General features: G+C 46.9%; 18 protein-coding genes, 4 tRNA genes, 2 rRNA genes and 2 pseudogenes. 23 read left to right on the forward strand and 3 right to left on the reverse strand.

Features of this window, described 5'->3' with window-relative positions:
• From BLT91_RS28040 to BLT91_RS28095, 12 genes are all read left to right on the forward strand, one after another.
• A 23S ribosomal RNA gene (locus tag BLT91_RS28040) occupies positions 1-97 on the forward strand; the annotation flags it as partial.
• 110 nt (positions 98-207) lie between these two features.
• A 5S ribosomal RNA gene (rrf, locus tag BLT91_RS28045) occupies positions 208-324 on the forward strand.
• A gap of 64 nt (positions 325-388) precedes the next feature.
• Positions 389-463: transfer RNA gene (locus BLT91_RS28050), tRNA-Glu, on the forward strand.
• 91 nt (positions 464-554) lie between these two features.
• Positions 555-630: transfer RNA gene (locus BLT91_RS28055), tRNA-Thr, on the forward strand.
• Positions 631-667: 37 nt separating this feature from the next.
• Positions 668-747, forward strand: a tRNA-Leu gene (locus BLT91_RS28060).
• A gap of 6 nt (positions 748-753) precedes the next feature.
• A tRNA-Leu gene (locus tag BLT91_RS28065) sits at positions 754-832 on the forward strand.
• A 217-nt stretch (positions 833-1,049) separates the two neighbouring features.
• Positions 1,050-1,883: a class I fructose-bisphosphate aldolase gene (locus BLT91_RS28070; RefSeq protein ID WP_090827314.1), complete on the forward strand. Its 834-nt coding sequence runs from the start codon at positions 1,050-1,052 to the stop codon at positions 1,881-1,883.
• A gap of 23 nt (positions 1,884-1,906) precedes the next feature.
• Positions 1,907-3,064 (forward strand): Gfo/Idh/MocA family protein, encoded by a 1,158-nt coding sequence (locus tag BLT91_RS28075; RefSeq protein WP_090827315.1) that lies wholly within the window; start codon positions 1,907-1,909, stop codon positions 3,062-3,064.
• Positions 3,065-3,066: 2 nt separating this feature from the next.
• The gene (locus BLT91_RS28080) at positions 3,067-4,293 is read left to right on the forward strand and encodes a carbohydrate kinase family protein (RefSeq protein WP_090827317.1); all 1,227 of its coding nucleotides are present in this window, start codon (positions 3,067-3,069) and stop codon (positions 4,291-4,293) included.
• Positions 4,290-4,838, forward strand: coding sequence for a D-lyxose/D-mannose family sugar isomerase (locus BLT91_RS28085; protein WP_090827319.1), 549 nt, complete (start codon positions 4,290-4,292; stop codon positions 4,836-4,838). Before BLT91_RS28080 ends, BLT91_RS28085 begins: the two co-directional genes overlap by 4 nt.
• Positions 4,839-4,847: 9 nt before the next feature.
• Positions 4,848-5,870: an aldose 1-epimerase family protein gene (locus tag BLT91_RS28090; RefSeq protein ID WP_090827321.1), complete on the forward strand. Its 1,023-nt coding sequence runs from the start codon at positions 4,848-4,850 to the stop codon at positions 5,868-5,870.
• A gap of 47 nt (positions 5,871-5,917) precedes the next feature.
• Entirely contained in the window at positions 5,918-6,676 is a 759-nt protein-coding gene (locus BLT91_RS28095; RefSeq protein ID WP_090827322.1) for a DeoR/GlpR family DNA-binding transcription regulator, read from the forward strand.
• Here the strand turns inward: BLT91_RS28095 and BLT91_RS28100 are convergent.
• Positions 6,619-7,353 carry a FadR/GntR family transcriptional regulator gene (locus tag BLT91_RS28100; RefSeq protein ID WP_090827323.1) on the reverse strand — a complete coding sequence of 245 codons (735 nt, stop codon included), beginning with the start codon at positions 7,351-7,353 and terminating at the stop codon, positions 6,619-6,621. The two genes, BLT91_RS28095 and BLT91_RS28100, sit on opposite strands and share 58 nt — an antisense overlap.
• A gap of 117 nt (positions 7,354-7,470) precedes the next feature.
• Between BLT91_RS28100 and BLT91_RS28105 the strand changes: the two genes are divergently transcribed.
• From BLT91_RS28105 to BLT91_RS28130, 6 genes and pseudogenes are all read left to right on the forward strand, one after another.
• Positions 7,471-8,886, forward strand: a complete 1,416-nt coding sequence (locus BLT91_RS28105) for an FAD-binding oxidoreductase (protein ID WP_090827325.1) — start codon at positions 7,471-7,473, stop codon at positions 8,884-8,886.
• Between the two features lie 37 nt (positions 8,887-8,923).
• The gene (locus BLT91_RS28110; protein ID WP_090827367.1) at positions 8,924-10,213 is read left to right on the forward strand and encodes a (Fe-S)-binding protein; all 1,290 of its coding nucleotides are present in this window, start codon (positions 8,924-8,926) and stop codon (positions 10,211-10,213) included.
• Positions 10,214-10,394: 181 nt separating this feature from the next.
• Complete coding sequence (locus BLT91_RS28115) at positions 10,395-10,559, forward strand: NAD-dependent epimerase/dehydratase family protein (protein ID WP_090827327.1); 165 nt, start codon at positions 10,395-10,397, stop codon at positions 10,557-10,559.
• Between the two features lie 63 nt (positions 10,560-10,622).
• On the forward strand, positions 10,623-11,453 hold the full coding sequence (locus tag BLT91_RS28120; protein WP_175532565.1) for an amidohydrolase family protein: 831 nt from the start codon (positions 10,623-10,625) through the stop codon (positions 11,451-11,453).
• A pseudogene (locus BLT91_RS28125) lies at positions 11,450-11,647 on the forward strand (aldo/keto reductase); the annotation flags it as partial. The gene BLT91_RS28120 and the pseudogene BLT91_RS28125, both read left to right, overlap by 4 nt.
• 1 nt (position 11,648) lies before the next feature.
• Positions 11,649-12,279: pseudogene (locus tag BLT91_RS28130) on the forward strand (alcohol dehydrogenase catalytic domain-containing protein); the annotation flags it as partial.
• Positions 12,280-12,368: 89 nt separating this feature from the next.
• Here the strand turns inward: BLT91_RS28130 and BLT91_RS28135 are convergent.
• Positions 12,369-13,256, reverse strand: a complete 888-nt coding sequence (locus BLT91_RS28135) for a LysR family transcriptional regulator (protein WP_090827330.1) — start codon at positions 13,254-13,256, stop codon at positions 12,369-12,371.
• Positions 13,257-13,371: 115 nt separating this feature from the next.
• On the opposite strand from BLT91_RS28135, the gene tkt reads away from it, so the two are divergent.
• The 3 genes from tkt (at position 13,372) to BLT91_RS28150 (ending at position 16,589) form a co-directional block, all read left to right on the forward strand.
• On the forward strand, positions 13,372-15,402 hold the full coding sequence (tkt, locus tag BLT91_RS28140; RefSeq protein WP_090827332.1) for a transketolase: 2,031 nt from the start codon (positions 13,372-13,374) through the stop codon (positions 15,400-15,402).
• A gap of 32 nt (positions 15,403-15,434) precedes the next feature.
• The gene (fsa, locus tag BLT91_RS28145; RefSeq protein WP_090827334.1) at positions 15,435-16,091 is read left to right on the forward strand and encodes a fructose-6-phosphate aldolase; all 657 of its coding nucleotides are present in this window, start codon (positions 15,435-15,437) and stop codon (positions 16,089-16,091) included.
• A 174-nt stretch (positions 16,092-16,265) separates the two neighbouring features.
• Positions 16,266-16,589 (forward strand): 2Fe-2S iron-sulfur cluster-binding protein, encoded by a 324-nt coding sequence (locus BLT91_RS28150; protein ID WP_090827336.1) that lies wholly within the window; start codon positions 16,266-16,268, stop codon positions 16,587-16,589.
• A gap of 163 nt (positions 16,590-16,752) precedes the next feature.
• On the opposite strand, the gene BLT91_RS28155 is transcribed toward BLT91_RS28150, so the two are convergent.
• Complete coding sequence (locus BLT91_RS28155; RefSeq protein ID WP_090827337.1) at positions 16,753-18,144, reverse strand: MATE family efflux transporter; 1,392 nt, start codon at positions 18,142-18,144, stop codon at positions 16,753-16,755.
• A gap of 281 nt (positions 18,145-18,425) precedes the next feature.
• Here BLT91_RS28155 and BLT91_RS28160 point away from each other — a divergent pair, with 281 nt between their 5' ends.
• The gene (locus BLT91_RS28160) at positions 18,426-18,806 is read left to right on the forward strand and encodes an ATPase (RefSeq protein ID WP_090827339.1); all 381 of its coding nucleotides are present in this window, start codon (positions 18,426-18,428) and stop codon (positions 18,804-18,806) included.
• 178 nt (positions 18,807-18,984) lie between these two features.
• A complete protein-coding gene (locus BLT91_RS28165; RefSeq protein ID WP_090827341.1) occupies positions 18,985-19,557 on the forward strand; it encodes a TetR/AcrR family transcriptional regulator in 573 nt (190 codons plus the stop codon).
• The last annotated feature ends 20 nt before the right edge of the window (positions 19,558-19,577 follow it).

A 19,577-nucleotide genomic window follows, 5' to 3' on the forward strand; every position in this document is an offset into this window, starting at 1 on the left:
GTAAGACCCCTTGTAGACGACGAGGTTGATAGGTTCGAGGTGGAAGTGCAGCAATGCATGCAGCTGACGAATACTAATCGGTCGAGGGCTTAACCTCAAAGCTTTCCGGAGGAAAGCTAGCTTCGGAAGCATAAGTATTTAACCTAAGGTAACACTTTACGCAAGTTTCGTATCTAGTTTTCAAGGCGCAAACAAACGCTTTGACTGTTTGGTGATGATGGCGGAGGGGACCCACGCGTTCCCATCTCGAACACGACCGTTAAGCCCTCCAGCGTCGATGGTACTTGAACCGCAGGGTTCTGGGAGAGTAGAACGTTGCCAAGCAGTACCCTTAACGGGGTATTTTTTTTGCCGCCCTATAAGACAATTAATCAGTTAAAGGGAATTAGGCCCGTTGGTCAAGTGGTTAAGACACCTCCCTTTCACGGAGGTAACAGGGGTTCGAGTCCCCTACGGGTCACCAATGATCCTCACAAAGTAAAGTAAGCTGACGAAGCTTAATCCAAATACTTTGCGTGGCCCCCAATTCATCATCCCATAAACAAACTAAATATGCCGTTGTAGCTCAACTGGTAGAGCAACTGACTTGTAATCAGTAGGTTGGGGGTTCAAGTCCTCTCGACGGCACCATATTTCCCAAAAGGGACCTAGTAAGATTTTATTGCATGCGCGTATGGCGGAATTGGCAGACGCACTAGACTTAGGATCTAGCGGGTGACCGTGGGGGTTCAAGTCCCTCTACGCGCATCAAATGCCGGCGTGGCGGAATGGCAGACGCGCTCGACTCAAAATCGAGTTCTAACGAGTGGAGGTTCGAGTCCTCTCGCCGGTATCCGTAGGTACACAAGAGCATAGGTTACAAACAAGGAAAGCCTTAATCAAATTAAGGCTTTTTTTGTTTAGTGGAGGAAGCAAAAAGGGGCGGCGAATGGTTCATTCGTTTGTCCCTTTTGTCACATTTCATGTTATAAAGTGACAATAATTTATGTTGTAAATAAACTTTTTATGTTATAAAATAACATCAATTCATGAGGAGAGAGGAATTATTCATGTCATTAAAACCTAGACTTAATCGAATGTTCAGTGCGCAGGGGAAATGCTTTGATGTGGCTATTGATCATGGCTTCTTTAATGAAGTTACTTTTTTATCCGGGATTGAGAACATGAAGCAAGCGATAGAAACGATTGTTGAAGCAGGCCCGAACTGTATCCAATTGAGCATTGGCCAGGCCAGACATCTCCAATCGATTCCTGGCAGTCAGAAGCCGGGGCTTGTTCTTCGCACAGATGCTGCTAACATTTATGGAGATGTTCTCCCGCATTATGTATTTAGTGAATTAATCGATAAGGCTATAGAGCAGGCTGTCCGTATGGATGCAGTATCCGTTTGTGTTAATCTACTGCTGCTTCCGAATCAGCCAGAGCTTCATTATCAATGTGTAAAGAACGTATCCTTGCTCAAAGCGGAATGCGAGAAATACGGCATGCCTTTGATGGTGGAACCACTGGTGATGCTGGCTAACGAAGCAAAGGGCGGTTACATGGTAGACGGAGATATCCATAAAATTCTTCCACTCGTTCGACAAGCGGTTGAATTGGGGGCAGATGTCATTAAAGCGGATCCTTGCGATCATGTTCAGGAATATCACAGGGTTATTGAAATCGCTTCCGGAATTCCGGTGCTTGTGCGCGGGGGAGGCAGAGCTAGCGATGAGGAGATTATGAGCCGTACTGTTGAATTGATGAAACAAGGAGCTTCGGGTATTGTCTATGGCCGCAATGTGATTCAGCATCCAAATCCTTCCGGAATGACCAAAGCTTTAATGGCCATTGTTCATCAGAAAGCAACGGAAGAGCAAGCACTTGCTCTACTCACTCAATAACGTATGAGAGGAGAATGATACTAATGTCTAAAACAATCATCCGCTTTGGTGTTATTGGCTGTGGGTTAATGGGCAAAGAATTTGCCAGCGCAGCTGCACGGTGGTGTCACCTGACCCAGGTCGATTTTGCACCGAAAATTGTCGCGGTATGTGATGCCAACTCAGCAGCTACGGAGTGGTTTCAAGAAAACGTACCGAGTGTGGAGGCCGCTTACACAGATTATAAGGAGTTGCTTGCCAATCCGGATGTGGATGCGATTTACTGCGCCGTTCCGCACAACCTCCATGCGGGGATTTATGTCGATATTATCAAGTCTGGCAAACACTTATTAGGAGAAAAGCCATTTGGAATTGACCAAGAGGCGAACAGACACATTCTAGAAGCAATAAAACAACACCCCCAAGTTATTGTCAGATGCTCATCTGAATTTCCATTCTTTCCAGGGGCTCAACAAATTACCCAGTGGGTGCAAGAAAATAAATTCGGTAAAATTATCGAAGTGGAGGCAGGTTTCTGGCATTCTAGTGATCTCGATCCAACAAAAGCAATAAACTGGAAGAGGCGAATCGCCACGAATGGCGAATATGGGTGTATGGGGGATTTAGGCATGCATGTCCTGCATCTGCCCATGCGTTTTGGCTGGAAGCCCAGATCGGTTAGAGCGCTTCTGTCCAAAATCGTGCCCGAACGCCCCGACGGGAAAGGCAATATGGTGCCATGTGAGACATGGGATAATGCCATTCTTGCATGTGAGGTTGAACTGGCAGATGCGCAGTTTCCGATGGTGCTTTCTACGAAACGAATTGCTCCGGGCCATGCCAATACTTGGTTTATCCGCATAACGGGAACCGATTTTTCAGCGGAATTCACGACCAAAAATCCGAAGCAGGTGGCCTCCTTGCCTTATACGCCGGGCGGCGTTCAAGCTTGGCATGTAGCGGATGCACCTTATAAATCAGCCTATGGCACGATAACCGGGGGTATTTTCGAATTCGGCTTCTCGGATTCTATTCTTCAGATGTGGGCGGCTTTCTGTGATGAGCTGGTTAATGGAAAAGCTGCTGGGCAATCCTTTCACTGCGCTACACCCGAGGAAGCTGCTTACAGCCATAAAGTATTTACTGCGGCTCTGGAATCGAATCGGACAGGTGAAACTATACCCATTGACTGGAGGAATTAAACTTGAGCCAGTGTCAAGCGGAAGTGATTGTAGCCGGGCATATTTGTTTGGATATCATCCCAACGATTCATGGAAAACCATTGGGGACAAATGCCTTATTGGTTCCCGGTAAGCTTGTTGATATTGGGCCTGCTGTTATCTCAACGGGAGGCGCTGTATCGAATACGGGTATAGCACTTCATCGTCTCGGCAGTAAGGTGAGTTTAATGGGGAAAGTGGGCAAAGATCGATTTGGCGAAGCCATACTTTCTATTCTAAGCGAGCAAAGTCCCTCTTTAGTGGATGGGATGATTATAGCCTCGGGAGAACACAGCTCTTATTCTATCGTGATTAGTCCGCCGGGTACGGACCGAACCTTTCTGCATTCGACCGGAGCCAATGATACCTATTCGGCTGCAGACCTGAGAACCGAACAATTTCAAGCAGCACGTTTATTTCATTTTGGCTATCCTCCTTTAATGCGCAGCATGTATGTGAATAACGGTGAAGAGCTGGCTTTGCTGTTAAAAAAGGTCAAGGATCAAAGCTTAACTGTTTCTCTTGATCTGGCTAAGCCGGACCCGGAATCAGATGCAGGCCGAGTAGATTGGCGGTCTATTTTTATGAATACGCTTAAATATGTGGATGTGTTTTTGCCTAGCTTTGAAGAGATTGTTTACATGCTGCATCGGGATCGGTTTGATCAGTGGATGGGGGAATCCGAGTCCGGAGATCTTCTGCCATATGCCACGGGGGATTTTCTTTCCCAGATTGCCGAAGAATTGCTGGAAATGGGGGTAGCCATTGTCGGACTGAAGCTAGGGGAACACGGTTTATATGTCCGGACCACTTGGCATGAGGAACGCCTAGCAGAAATGGGATTATGTGCTCCAAATGAAGTGCTATGCGAGAATTGGTTAGACGCCGAGTTGATTTCATCCTGCTATGAAGTAGACGTTGTAGGCACCACAGGCGCGGGTGACTGCACCATTGCAGGTTTTTTATTAGGCCTGTTGAGGGGCACACAGCTAGAGCATACTCTTCATACGGCTGTTGGCGTCGGAGCGTTTAATGTAGAACGTGCTGATGCCGTAAGCGGTATTCCGGAATTTTCTGAGGTATGGAAACGTATAAACGACGGATGGACGAAACGCAGGATGAAGCTAGATTTACCTAACTGGGTTTTCCATGAAGAGAACTTATGGATCGGGCCGCATCATAAAAAGTCTAGGGAGGGCGAGAAGAGATGAAAAGAAGCGATATCATGATTGCTCAAGAGCGGACAGCGGAAGTATTGAAGCTCAGCGGGATTGTGCTGACAGACAGCGAAATCAGGAACATTGAAGTGGCTGGCTTCGGGCTGAACCAACTGGGAGTTCAAGGGCTGGAATTGATTACCTATGTGAATACAGACCGTTATTGTGCCAAAGAATTGGTTCTGTTCCCGCGGCAAACATGCCCGGAGCATTTACATCCGCCAGTCGGCAGTGATCCCGGCAAAATGGAGACTTTTCGCTGCCGTTCAGGAAGCGTCTTGCTCTATGTAGAGGGAGAAGCAGCTTCCACCCTTAAAGCGATCATACCTGCTGGGAGTGAAGCTTACTACACCGTGTTTCACGAAATTGAATTGCATCCCGGTGAACAATATACGATCGAACCTGGCATTAAGCACTGGTTTCAAGCAGGTGATCTAGGCGCGGTTGTTTCTGAATTTTCCAGCACCAGCCGGGATGAGTATGATATCTTTACCGATCCCCGAATTGAGCGGATACCGGTTATAGAAGAAGATAAGTAGGACGATACGATGAACCTTTATGGGAAAAAGTGGACTCGCCGAGAGCTGGAAGCACGTGTAGGAAGGATTGAACAGATTGCCGGCATCAAGCGCTTTATCTTTTCGGAAGGAAGAGAAACGGGTGTTGAGCAGATACAGGTTCGCACAGGAGCCGGACTCTGTTATTATGTCATTCCGAGTAAAGGCCTGGATATATCTTTAACCGAATATCATGGCGTTCCTATCAGCTGGCAATCTCCTAACGGCGATGCCCATCCGAGCTTTTACGAAGCAGAAGGTAACGGTTGGCTGCGCACGGCATCCGGCGGTTTGCTAATGACATGCGGATTAACGCAGGTCGGTACATCTGGGGAGGATCAAGGTGAAAGGCTTGGCCTGCACGGCCGAATACACCATACCCCGGCAAGGCAGGTTGCTGCCGAAAGCAGTTGGAATGAAGATGCGATGGAGATGACGGTCTCAGGTGTCATAGAGGAAACATCCATTTTTGGCGGTCAGCTTATCTTGTCGCGGCGGATTCGGAGCCGTCTGGGCGAAAATGAGATTGTGATTCAAGATGAAGTGCGTAACAGCGGCTTTCAGCGTTGTCCGCATATGATTTTGTATCATTTCAATTTCGGCTTTCCCTTGTTGAGCGAAGACACCATCATCATCATGAAAGATACAAAAGTAAGAGCTCGGGAGAGCGGAGATTCCATCAGTGGATATGAAACTTGGCAAGCGCCGGATGCGGATTATCAAGAGAGAGTTTACTACCATGAGTTGTCTGGCGAACCTGAAGTGCAGATTGAGAATCCTTATTTCCCCCATCCTCACGGATTTGGAAAGGTTCGTGTCACTCTTGGCTGGTCGGCGGAGACGCTGCCCAATCTCGTCCAGTGGAAAATGCCAGGTGCCGGAACCCATGTTCTTGGTATCGAACCAGGTAACTGTCATGTAGAAGGCCGGCAAAGAGAACGAGAACAAGGAACACTGGTTTATCTCGAGCCGGGCGAAACGGTCAAGTACGAAATCAGGTTGAACCTAGGCTAAGTTAACTGCGATAATAGGGACATGAACAAGTAGCGGAGGTTCTCAGGATGCAAAACCAAATCAATCAACGCCAGCAGCAAATATTGGACCGAATGGCGCTCGACGGAGAAGTCAAAATCGCGGAATTGAAAGAGATGTTCGAGGTCACGGAAATGACCCTGCGCAGAGATATGGAGAAGCTGGAGCAATGGGGACATATTAGGCGTACGTTCGGCGGCGCTATTTTAGTTGGTACGGATATCGCTTTACATGAACGGAACGGGGTTTTCATTGAAGAAAAAATGAGGATCGGGAAACAAGCCGCGCAGCTGATTCAGCCAGGGGAATCGATCTTTCTGGACGGCGGCTCAACTACGCTCCAAGTGGCTAAATTTATTCAGCCGGGCAAGAACATTACAGTCGTAACCAATGCGCTTAATATTGCTGCAGAGCTTCAAGGAAAACTGATCTCGACGATTGTTATAGGCGGCATGTTGGTGGGCCAAACTTCAACTTTAGTAGGGCCGATTGCCGCTGATGCTATTATAAAAATGGCATTTAACAGGGTGTTTATCGGGACTACAGGTGTCACTTTGAAGCATGGCTTCAGCAACTCCAACATGCATGAGGCTGAGATTAAACGTCTTGCCATTAAGCAGGCATCTGAAATTAACATTGTAATGGATCAGTCCAAATTTGGGATGCAGGACTTGTTTTCATTCGCAAGCCTGGATGCCGTTAACCGAATTATCACGGATCGACTTCCCGATCAAGAGTTAGGTGACGCCTGCAAGGAAGCATCCATAGAGGTTTTAGCAAGTTTTTGAATAACTTGATCCACTTTATGAATATGCTGCGACATCTTCTCCGCTGCAAGCTGCTCATCTTTTGCATCAATGGCATCGACGATGTCAAGATGTTCCTGAAGAAGCTTCTCAGCGGAAGCGCGTTCAGCAAAAAACCACAGACGGCGAGAAGCCTTCATGCTTTGCTGCAGCCGCTCCGTCAATGACTCCATCATCCCGATTAAGAGGGAATTGTGGGAGGCTTTGGCGATTTCCAGGTGAAAGCGAATGTCGGCTTGCTCGCTTTCTTCTTCGTTTTCTAGCGTTGCTTCCATCGTGCTGAGGATCTGCCTTAGTTCCGCCAAATTTTCTTCGGTACGGCGACTTGCTGCTAACGAAGCACAACCCGCCTCTATGAATCTTCGGACCTCCTGCACTTCCTGCAGCGTTTGGCCTTGATCAAAGAGGCTGCTGCTGTCTGCCGGCAAATGGTTAGTAACGAAGGTGCCTCCGCCATGTCGAATATCTACCCACCCCGTTGCCTTTAATCCGCTAAGCGCTTCTCTAACCGTAGAACGGCCAACCTGAAAGCTAGCTGCAAGTTCAACAACGGTTGGAAGTTTCGAACCTGGTGCATAAGTACCCGTCTCGATTTGCATTTTAATTTGCTGTAGCACGATTTCCGAGCCCTTTTGCGGTCGAATCTGCTGGAATGTCATAAAATTCCCCCATGAAAGATCTATACATCAATTCAATCATAAGTTAAAATAGAAGAAAAGTCATCTGATCACATGATCAATTACCGAAATAAATATGTAGTTCCATGGGAGGTTTCTATGCTTGATAGCCGAGTAAGACAACAACTGCAGGATATTGTAGGCGATGCTTTTTTTAAAGATGATATGGAATCTCTAGTTACGCATTCTTACGATGGAACACCTATGCTGCAGTCGCTGCCTGACGGTGTGATCTATCCTAAAGATACTGCGCAGGTATCCGCGATTATGAAGGTGTTAAATGAGTATCGCATTCCGCTGGTCAGCAGGGGTTCAGGCACGAATCTTTGCGGCGGCACAGTCCCCGTTCAAGGTGGCATTGTGATGGTCATGCATCGAATGAATGCGATACTCGACATTGATTTGCAAAATTTAACGGCAACAGTTCAGCCGGGTATCATTACGAAGCAGTTCATCGAGCATATCGAAAATCTCGGGTTATTTTATCCACCAGATCCAAGCAGTATGTCGATCTCGACCATTGGCGGTAATATTGCGGAATGTTCGGGAGGTCTTCGCGGTTTAAAATACGGCACCACCAAAGATTACGTGATCGGATTAGAATGTGTATTAGCTTCAGGCGAAATTATGCGTACAGGCGGGAAGCTGATGAAAGACGTGGCCGGCTATGATTTAACAAAGCTGCTCGTTGGCTCGGAGGGCACGTTAGCGGTCATTACCGAAGCGACGCTCAAGCTAGTACCGCCGCCCAAATATAAAAAAACGATGCTGGCCATGTACAAAGACTTATATGGAGCAGCTCGGACTGTATCCAAAATCATTGAAAACCGTATCATTCCGGCTACCCTCGAATTCATGGATAATCCGACGATTCGTGTTGTTGACGATTTTGCCAAATTGGGACTTCCGCTCGATATGGCGGCTATTTTGTTAATTGAGCAGGATGGTGATATGGAAACCGTTGAGCGGGACATCGAACGGATCTCGGAAATTTGCCGCGAGGAGCTGGCCGATGAAGTCAGCATTGCGAACAATCAAGAGGAAGCCTTGAAGCTGTTAACGGCAAGAAGAAGCGCCTTTACCGCACTTGCCCGTTTACGCCCAACAACGATACTAGAGGATGCAACGGTTCCACGCTCCAAAATTGCTGATATGGTCTTAGAGATCAATCGCATAGCCGAGAAGCATCGTGTTCAAATTTGTACCTTTGGGCATGCAGGGGATGGAAATCTTCATCCAACGGCGACGACGGATGCGAGGGATCACGAAGAAATACATCGTGTTGAATTAGCCTTTGAAGAAATATTTGAAGCGGCTATCCATATGGGGGGCACGATTACTGGCGAGCATGGTGTTGGTTTAGTCAAAGCGCCTTTCTTGGAATGGAAAGTGGGAAGTGCTGGAATTGCCATGATGAAAGGGATTAAGGAAGTCTTCGATCCACATCATATATTAAATCCAGGTAAAATGTTTGCTAAAGAATCCAGACGCAGGGTGGTGATTGACCGTGGCTAAGCTCCCAGCAGCAACACTTCAAGAAACACTCATACAGATGCTGGATTATGAGCAGTTAACCAATTGTATGCGCTGTGGTTTTTGTCTGCCCGCTTGTCCGACATTCAAGGAGACCGGTGTGGAAGCCGAATCTCCTCGTGGACGGATTTCACTTATGAAAGCGGCCGTGGATGGTATTATGGAGCCAGGTATAAGCTTCGAAGATCAAATGAACCATTGTTTGGGATGCCGCGCATGTGAACCAGCCTGTCCGGCAGATGTGAAATATGGGCAATTAATTGAGCAGGCGCGCGATGCTATTGAGACGCATACGAAGCAGCACAGATGGTGGATACGCGGCGTGCGTAAGCTCGTGTTTAAGGAGTTATTCCCTTCTCAACAAAGAATGCAATTGCTGGGGACGGGTCTTCATTTTTATAAGAAATCAGGCATTCAAAAGGTAGTAAGGAAAACAGGTGTTGTAAACCTATTTTCCAAGCACTTATCCGATATGGAAAAGATACTCCCTGACGCTTCCGGTAAAGGGATAGTAGAGCAACTGGGTACCTACATTCCGGCAAAAGGTGAAAAGATTGCTACGGTGGGTATGTTCCGTGGCTGTTTAATGGATGTATTGTTTACCGAAACGAATATCAAAACGGTAAAGCTGCTTTCAGAAGCCGGATTTGACGTGGTCATTCCAGAGACACAGAACTGCTGTGGCGCCCTTCATGCGCACAGTGGTGAGAGTGATCAAGCAAAAGCTTTGGCCAAGAATAACATTCGCGCTTTCCAAGAGGCCGGTGTTGATTATATCGTGTCTAATGCAGGTGGCTGTGGTGCCATTCTAGTGGAGTATGATCATTTGCTTCATGAGGAGCCGGAATGGAAGGAAGCATCGGCTTGGTTTGCAGCACGGGTGAAGGATATCAGTACGATTCTTGTGGAACAAGGACGTCCTCTCCAGTTCGTAGAGACACAAACCGGAGAAGCTTCCACTCGGATTACGTATCAGGACTCCTGCCATCTACGCAATGTCATGAAAGGCAGCAATCCTTCCAGGCAGCTTCTGAAAGATGTAGGCAACGCTGCCTATATAGAAATGATGGACGCTGGCTCCTGCTGCGGTTCAGCCGGTATTTATAACGTCACGCAACCGGACATGGCGAACCAAATTCTTGAACATAAAATGGAAAATGTGAACGCTACTGGCGCTCAATATTTGGTAACCAGCAACCCTGGCTGCTTGCTGCAAATGAAGCTGGGTATTGATAAGCATGGGCAAGCCGGCCGCATGGAAGCCGTTCATATTGCCGACTTTTTATATGATAGAGTTGTGAAACACTAATTTCCTACGTCAAATAGGTCTTGAGCCTAAGCAGTAGAAGGTAAACAAAGAGAGAGACATACTTCTGATCTAGTTCAACTAGATGGGGAAAATGTCTCTTTTTTTGCAAATGTTCTTGTTGAAAGGGTAATTTATTATATATTGAGGAAGTCGCGTCTAGTGATGAAAGGGGGTGCCTTTTATGCAAATTTTGGTCACCGGGGGAGCCGGCTTTATCGGTTCACATATTGTCGATGAATTGATCAAATCAGGGCATGTCGTACATATTTTGGATAATATGTCTAATGGCAGTAAGGAGAACCTGAATCCTCATGCTGTATATGCTAGATATCGATATTTCATATGATTTAGATGGTGATACAATAGAAGAAAGCGATACCAAAAATAGACAATGAAAAGGAGAATCGCCATGCGGATCGATGCACACCAGCATTATTGGAAGTTAGATCGAGGGGACTATGGGTGGCTTAATCCAGAGCTGTCGGTCTTGTATCGTGATTTTCTGCCGGACGACTTGTTATCCAACCTCCACCGGCACAATTTGGACAAAACGATTGTTGTTCAAGCGGCGCCTACATTAGAAGAAACGGATTATCTACTTTCCTTAAGTGAGGAATCAGATACGATTGCAGGTGTAGTAGGCTGGCTCAATCTGAATGATCCTGACTTCCAAATCCATTATAAAAGGTTTAGCCAGCATCCCAAATATGTAGGCTTCCGGGTCATGATTCAAGAAATGCCGGATGAGAGTGTTGTACTCGAGCCTCAGTTTGTAGCGGCACTGCGATATTTTGCTGATGAGGATGTTCCGATTGACTTGCTTGTGGTATCCCATCAATTAGAGGCGGTCGTTCAGCTCTTGGAACAGGTTCCTGGTTTACGTGCCGTTATCGATCATATCGCTAAACCGCTTATTGCGGATGGCGTTATTGAACCTTGGAAAAGCCAAATGGCAGCTATTGCAAAGCATCCCAATATCTATTGTAAGCTATCCGGTATGGTCACAGAAGCGAATCATGCGGAGTGGCAGAGTAGGAATTTCAACGCGTATATCCAGCATATTCTAGATATATTTGGTACGAATCGTGTTATATTCGGCAGTGATTGGCCGGTTTGTTTGCTCGCTGCAGACTATGACGAAGTCATCGAGGTACTTATAGAAGCATTGCCAGAAACTTGGTCGGAATCCGATAAAGCGCGGTTATTCGGACTAAATGCAATAGAGTTTTATAAACTATGAAATATCGTAAATTAGGCAAAACTGGGCTTGATGTCTCCGTGCTGAGCTTAGGCGCATCCTCACTAGGCTCTGTATTTCGTGAGACGAATGAAGAAGAAAGCATCCGCACTGTTCATACAGCCGTTGATCTGGGCATTAATTTAATCGATGTGTCTCCTTATTATGGGTTAACCAAAGCGGAAACGGTACTAGGGGATAGGGATCTGCGGGACGGATTTGCATGCATATAAAGGGAATCAGCCTTTTTTCAGCTACCCGCGTGTTCTCGGTCATGAACTGGTTGGTACGATTGAGCAGATCGGCGAGGATGTCACGGGGCTGCAAGTCGGTGACCAAGTTAGCATCATTCCTTATCTACACTGCGGTGTATGCATTGCTTGCCGCAATGACAAGACCAATTGCTGCACAGATATGAAGGTACTCGGCATCGATGACGGTATGAGAGAGCTGATTGCCTTGCCAGTCAGCCATCTCATCAAGACCGATGGGTTGACACTGGATCAAGCGGCTATGTTAGAGCCGCTCAGTATCGGTGCCTATGCTGTGCGAAGATCGGAACTGCGAACTGGTGAAACCGCGTTGGTGATTGGAGCAGGTCCCATCGGACTCGGGGTGATGATTCTGGCCAAAACGGGAGCTAACCCTGATGAGCAGTCGCAATGCCACGGTGGAGGATTTCGACACGGTGCGTGCCGCCTTACAAAGCGGAAGCATCGACATCGACCGCTACATCACGCACCGTGTCCCATTCGAGGACATGATCGGCCAGTTCGAGACTTGGCTGAAGCCGGAGTCGAAGGTTATAAAAGCAATCGTCAGTCTGTAAATTTAAAAGGCGTGTTCAGCTTGTTGTTCAGAGCTGAGAGCGCCTTTTTTGCGCTCTTAGGCAGTGACACCCAAACACTAGGCTGGCGTTCAATTCTCGGGGCTTTCCAGTTTGGTAACAAAAGCAGCGGCCGCTGTGGATAAAGGCATATTTTTTAAAGTAATTATCCCAATCTTGGTTGAAGGAATGGTTGCCTCTATGTTCACCTCGAACAAGCTGTCTTCTGCTAGTTCCTTCGCAACAAATTCCTTCGTTACAAAGGAAACGCCAAAGCCGATCTTAGCGAACTCAATGAGTAAATCTACGCTGCCTAGCTCGATTTCTGGCTCCAGCAGCAAGTCATGTTCGCTGAATAATTGCGTGATGAATTTCCGAGAGGAGCTATTTCTCGAAAATAAAATGATCGGATAGGTCAGCAGCTCAGCAAGTGTTACCTTTTTCAAAGACAGTTCTCGGTATTTTGGCCCCGTTACGAAGCAATCTTGAATAGTAATACCTTCACGTACCTGCAGTTGATCATCGAGAATAGGCGTCCTCACAATACCGATATCAATCTTCCCATCCTTCAACTGCTTTACAATTTCCGGTGTAGTTCCGTGCACTAAGTTAATTTGCACGTGAGGATACTGCTCGTGGAATGACTCCAAGAAGGGGAGCAGGTAATGTTTGCACAAAGAGTCGCTGCCGCCAATTTTGATTTCTCCACTGGAGAAGTTGCGAAGTTCACTCAATTTCTCTTCAGCGAGTGAAATGAAATTGTACGCCTGTTCGATATAGGAAAACAGCACAGATCCTTCTTCTGTAAGCTCGACGCCTTTGGATGTGCGGGCAAACAGCTGCAGCCCCAGAGTAACCTCTAACAATTTGATGGAGTGAGAGACACTCGGTTGGGTAATGTACAGCTCTTTAGCCGCTTTAGATAAGCTGCCTGACTTAGCAGTGAGGTAAAAAACTTTATACAACTCAAAATTTACCATATAGACACCTTCTATAGCGAGTATCGAAACTATCAATTATTTGAATGCTCCATCTATCCTTATAATAAAGAGTAGATGATGCAAAAACAACCAAATTGATGGAGGCGAACTTTTTTTGAATCAGACAACTGATGGCATTGAAGAGTTAAGCATCAATACAATTAGAACGCTCACAATCGACGCAGTCGAAAAAGCAGCTATGGGTCATCCCGGCATGCCGATGGGCGCTGCGCCCATGGCATATGCACTTTGGACGCAGCACTTGAAGCACAATCCGGCCAATTCAAAGTGGGTGGATCGCGATCGCTTTGTTCTGTCGGCAGGACATGGCTCGATGTTGTTATATAGTCTGCTGCACCTAAGCGGCTATGACGTAACGATGGATGATCTTAAGGAGTTTCGCCAATGGGGAAGCCGCACACCCGGACATCCGGAGTATGGTCATACGGCGGGCGTCGAAGCAACAACAGGACCACTCGGCCAAGGTGTAGCAATGGCAGTGGGTATGGCAATGGCCGAAGCGCATCAGGCTTCTGTCTACAACAAACCGAATTTCCCTATCGTCGATCACTTCACATATGCGATTTGCGGTGATGGCGACTTGATGGAAGGCGTATCGTCTGAAGCCGCTTCATTGGCTGGCCATTTGAAATTGGGCAAGTTAATTGTGCTCTACGATTCCAACGACATTTCACTCGACGGTGAGCTGAACATGTCGTTCTCGGAAAACGTCCGAATGCGAATTGAATCCTATGGATGGCAGTACTTACGTGTGGAAGAGCAGAACAACGTCGAAGCGATCTCCTCTGCGATCGCAGAAGGCAAGGCGGACCGCAATCGCCCAACTCTCATTGAGATCAAGACAACGATCGGCTATGGCAGCCCGAACAAAGCCGGCAAAGGCGGCCACGGCGGCACGCATGGCGCGCCGCTGGGCAAAGAAGAGCTGCTGCTGACGAAGCAGGCTCTGGGTTGGCCGCTCGAGCCAGACTTCTACGTCCCGGCTGAGGTCTACAAGCACTTCGCTCAGCACAAAGAGCTGGGTGCTCAGTCCCAGACCAGCTGGGAGCAGCTGTGGAGCAGCTACCAGGCTGCTTACCCCGAGCTCGCTCAGCAATTCGAACTCGCGAATCGCGGTGACCTTCCAGCGGACTGGAATGCCGAGGTGCCGCGATTTACCCCAGAGAGCGGCACGATCTCGACGCGCACCGCTTCCGGCAAAGTGATCAACGGCTTGGCGAAGCGGGTACCTCAGCTTGTGGGCGGCTCTGCCGACCTCGCGAGCTCCAACTTCACCATGATTAGCGACGCAGCGGCATTCAGCGCTTCCGATTACAGCGGCCGCAATTTCTGGTTCGGCGTCCGTGAATTCGCCATGGGCGCAGCACTGAACGGCATGCTGCTGCACGGGGGACTGCGTGCATTCGGCGGCACGTTCCTCGTGTTCAGCGACTACCTGCGCGGCGCTATTCGCTTGTCCGCGCTCATGAAATTGCCTGTTGCGTACGTGTTCACGCATGACAGCATCGCTGTCGGCGAAGACGGCCCAACGCATCAGCCGATCGAACAGATCCCTGCTCTGCGGATGATCCCGGATCTGACGCTGTTCCGTCCTGCGGACGCAAACGAAACCGCAGCGGCCTGGGAGTATGTCCTCCAAGCGAAGGAAGGTCCGTTCGTATTCGCGCTCTCGCGTCAGAACTTACCGGTTCTTCCAGGGACGGATAAGCTCGCTTTTGACCATATTCATCAAGGGGCTTACATCTTATCCGATGTTGACGCGCTAACTACACCTGAAATTCAGCTTATCGCAACGGGCTCTGAAGTGAGCTTAGCACTTGACGTGAAGAAACAGTTGGCGCAAGATGGTATTGGGGCTCGTGTTATTTCCATGCCAAGCCGAGAATTGTTCGAGCAGCAGCCTGAAGAGGTGCGAAATGCCATCCTTTTACCACATGTGAAAGCGAATGTCGTCATAGAGATGGCTTATCCTGCTGGATGGGAAGAGATTACGGGAGGCAAAGGCTTCGTTGTGGGCATCCGTAAATTCGGGGCATCCGCGAAGGCTGATCGAGTTATTCGTGAATATGGCTTTACTGCAGAAGCAATCGTACAACAAATCAGACAGAAGTATTTCCAAGTATGAGCCCACAAAGGGAGAAAAGGTAGGGATACAGGATGAAATTGTTTATCGACACAGCCAATGTAAACGAAATTCGCAAAGCTCACGCGTTAGGTGTTGTTGCAGGAGTAACAACGAATCCTTCACTCATTGCCAAAGAAGGAAGAGACTTCTTCGAAACAGTGAAAGAAATCATCTCCATTGTCGGCGATGTGCCGATCAGTGCAGAAGTCGTTTCATTGAAAGTAGACGAAATGGTTGAGCAGGGCAAGAAACTTGCCAAACTCGGCCCGAATGTCGTCATCAAGCTTCCAATGACATTGGATGGACTTCAAGCGACTAGTGTGTTCAGATCACTGGGCATCCCAACGAACGTAACCTTGATCTTCAGTTCGACGCAAGCCTTGCTGGCAGCGCGCGCAGGAGCAACTTATGTATCCCCATTTATCGGACGTTTGGATGATATCAACCAGGTTGGTATAAATCTGATTAAAGAAATCAGCCAAATTTTCCAAGTACACGGTATTAAATCTGAAATCATCTCTGCCAGCGTTCGTCACTCTGCTCACGTGATTGAGGCTGCGCTCGCAGGGTCACATATTGCAACGGTGCCTTACAAAGTTATCGAATCTATGAGCAAGCACCCGCTTACGGATGCAGGGATCGAGAAGTTTTTGGCTGATTGGGAAGGCGCTAATCAAGAAAAGTTTTAATCTGAATTAATGGAGCAATCAGCGCTCACACTGTTTGTCGGAGAAAATTCTGTCAATGGCTTGAGCGTTTTTTATATTTGTCACGTCATCACGCCACTTTTTAGCTCATAAGATTAGCTTCGTATTTGCCCAGACGCCAATAAGGCAACAAAGGATAAAAAGGAGGAATTTGTAATGCCGACGATTCAAGTTGTAGGAAAAGAAGCGTTCCAGGTTGAAGAAGGGAAAAAGCTTGTGCTGTCTCTAATGGACCATGGGATAGACATTTTGCACCGCTGTGGGGGTAACGCCAGATGTACAACCTGCCGTGTTGAAATCATCGAGGGGGATGCTGGTCCCATGAATGAGGTGGAAACTGCGCTTCGAGAGACCAAAGGAATCACGGAAGAAAATATCCGCTTATCCTGCCAAATTCATGTACATACTGATCTCACGGTTAAACCGTTAATGACGGCGTCTGAAACAGGTATGGATCCTGGCCCGCGTCCGGTTGATTAAAAAAGGTCCCGATTCGTTCCGTAAAGTGGTTGGACAATGGGAAAGCTTTACAGTTTGTTCAGAACCAGGTATTATTCCTTATTGACGCTATGACGGCATTAGCAGTCAAAGGCGGAAAAAAAGTCTGTCTAAGCCATAGATTATGGCTCAGCAGACTTTTTTTCTACGCTTTATTTGGAATCATCCTAGCTTTCTTCCAATTCCCGAAGCGATAATAAAGTAAGTTCAGCGTTGCCGCTACACTAAAGCTGACCGGGAAGCTCCACCAAATCACATCGAATCCATAGATGTTCGCTAACACAGTGGCAAGAGGAATACGTACTAGCAGCAGAGCAATAAAGGCAACAATAAGCGGGAACACAACCGATCCTGCTGACCGAACCACGCCCGCAACGACGTTGAATATGCCAAAAATGATAAACGACCATAATATTAGATTATTAATGTGCACCCCAATCGCAATCGCTTTTCCTTCTGTAGGAAGAAAGATACTTACGACCTCACGGTTGAACAGGTGCAGAAGAGCGACGATAAGTCCCGTCATCAAGACATTAACGCCAACACCGGTCCAAGTAATTCGGTTTACCCGATCCCACTTTCCGGCACCAATGTTTTGTGCGGCCATGGATGTCACAGCTCCGCCAATCGCCAAGGCGGGCATTTGCACATAGCTGGATATTTGCATCGCAACACCGAAGGCAGCGGTTGATTCTGATCCATAGGAATTCACGAGATGAATCAAGATTAAGTTGCTTAGGGAAACCACCACCATATTTAATCCCATAGGCAGTCCTTTTTGAATCAAAGTTCGAATGATCATCCAATTGATACGCAGCAGAGGAACATCCTTTTTCGTAATCCTCAGAAAATATTTTTTTTGATATAAATACACAATTAACAGCACGAAGCTTATCAGCTGGGCCACAAAGGATGCGACAGCGGAGCCGGCTATCCCCATTCTCGGAAAAGGCCCCATACCTTGAATAAGCAATGGATTAAGCACGATGTCTAGCACTGCAGACAACAGTAAGAAATAGAAGGGCGTCTTTGCGTCTCCAGAGCCTCGCAAAATAGCCATAATCAAGTTGAATCCAAATATGAAAGGCACACCAGCGAATATGATACGTGTGTATGTATCAGCAAGCTCTTTAACATCTGACGGTGTATTCATCCAGCCCAGAATGGCAGAGGAGAAAATAAGCCCAAATAAGGCAACGATGATGGAAAGGATGAGGAAGAAGACCGTGCTGGTGCCTACAACTTTTTTAGCTTCCTCGACCTTTTGTGCACCGAGATTTTGGCCGATCATAATAACGGCAGCCATCGCGATTCCGAAGATGGAGCTAATCAAGAAGAACATGATAATGTTGGCATTGGAGGTCGCCGCAAGCGCACCTTCACCAAGATATTTGCCGATCCATATCGCATTGATAGAACCGTTAAGCGTCTGAAGCACGTTCCCTAATAGAATCGGTAAAGAAAATAAGATCAAAGTCTTGGCAATAGGGCCTTCTGTCAATGATGGACGAGGCTTCTTTGGGGTATTTTCACTCATGCGAAATCTCCTTGTCATTTTATCTTTTACTAGAGTTCAGAGTTCTTTACTTATTATACTCTTTTCAATCTCATTCCAGAAATTGTTACTACTCTTCTAGTGATTTGTCTATCAATTGGACACAATCTATTTTATTTAGTAGAGTAGAAGATAAGTCTAGTCGACTTGACTTGCTTCGCATCTACCTTGACAAATGCGTCGCGTCTAGAAAGACGCCTAAGCTGTTTACCCTGGGTACGATAAGACTAGATTGCAGGTTTATTTAGGTAGGGGGAATTCAGATGCTTCGTCTTGGTGAGAAAATAATAGTAATTGCCGATAGTTTAGAACAGAATCTGCCCATAGGCGGGTATGGATATATTATCGCTTACGACCGGAATAACGATAACATTTTCGATTACATCGTTCGTGTCCCCAAGGATAATAAGCACTACTACGTGCCTGCGTCGGATATCGAACTTGAAGAAGTTCTTCTCCACCAGGAGGCGGACCAAATCGAGAGAGAAGCGTTAATAGATTTCGCGCTTGCCACGAGGAATGAAGAGCTGTTCCGGAGAATTATGAACGGCGAGACAAGTGAAGAACCGGGAATAGAACGGGACAAAGAGGTCCAATCCACGGAAGAATTCATTAAACAAATCGGCCTGAAGGCTTGGATTTAATACATTCGTCATACTCAAAACCCGCCTAGTGATTACTAGTGCGGGTTTTGTTGTACTTACTATGTATACAAAAGAGATACCTGTGAATCCTGTTTTATAGTTGATAAAATCGGGAAATGGTGGTACATTAATATCCGAACACAAAACTATTTTAGTATTTTAGTTCTGAGGTGCGTAAATGGATGATGTCAAAAAACAGTTGATTATGGAATCAGCGAAGAAATCTTTTTCACTTTTCGGTTACAAAGGTACGACGATGGATCAAATCGCCAAGATTGCCGGTGTCGGCAAAGCGACGATCTATACGTTTTTTGCCAATAAAGAAGAACTTTTGCATGAAATCATACAGTCGTTAATTGCCGAAATGAAAGCAGTCGCCGAGAAAGCTATTGCAGAAGGGGCAACACCTTTCGAGAAAATTCATAGTGCGCTTTACGGGATTCTTGTCTTTCGCAAAGAGCATGAGCTGCTCATTCAATTAGCGCATGAAGTTCAACAATATGGCAGTCCGGTTACACTTGAAGCGATGGCTAGTATCGAAACGGAAGTTGTTCAGTTCATTAGTGAACATATGGAACGTGCGATACATAACGGCACAATGAAGAACTGTGATCCGAAGATGACGGCCTTTATTTTATTCAAACTGTATGTTGCTTTAGTTTTTGATTGGGAGAAACAGAACGAGCCATTAACCGATGAGAAAATCTTGAACCTATTGCAGATGTATTTTGGTAATTTTCTAAATCAGTAATTTTTTTATTTATTATTTTG

It is taken from the genome of Paenibacillus sp. yr247, assembly GCF_900103825.1.
In the GTDB taxonomy this organism is placed as follows: Bacteria; Bacillota; Bacilli; order Paenibacillales; family NBRC-103111; genus Paenibacillus_E.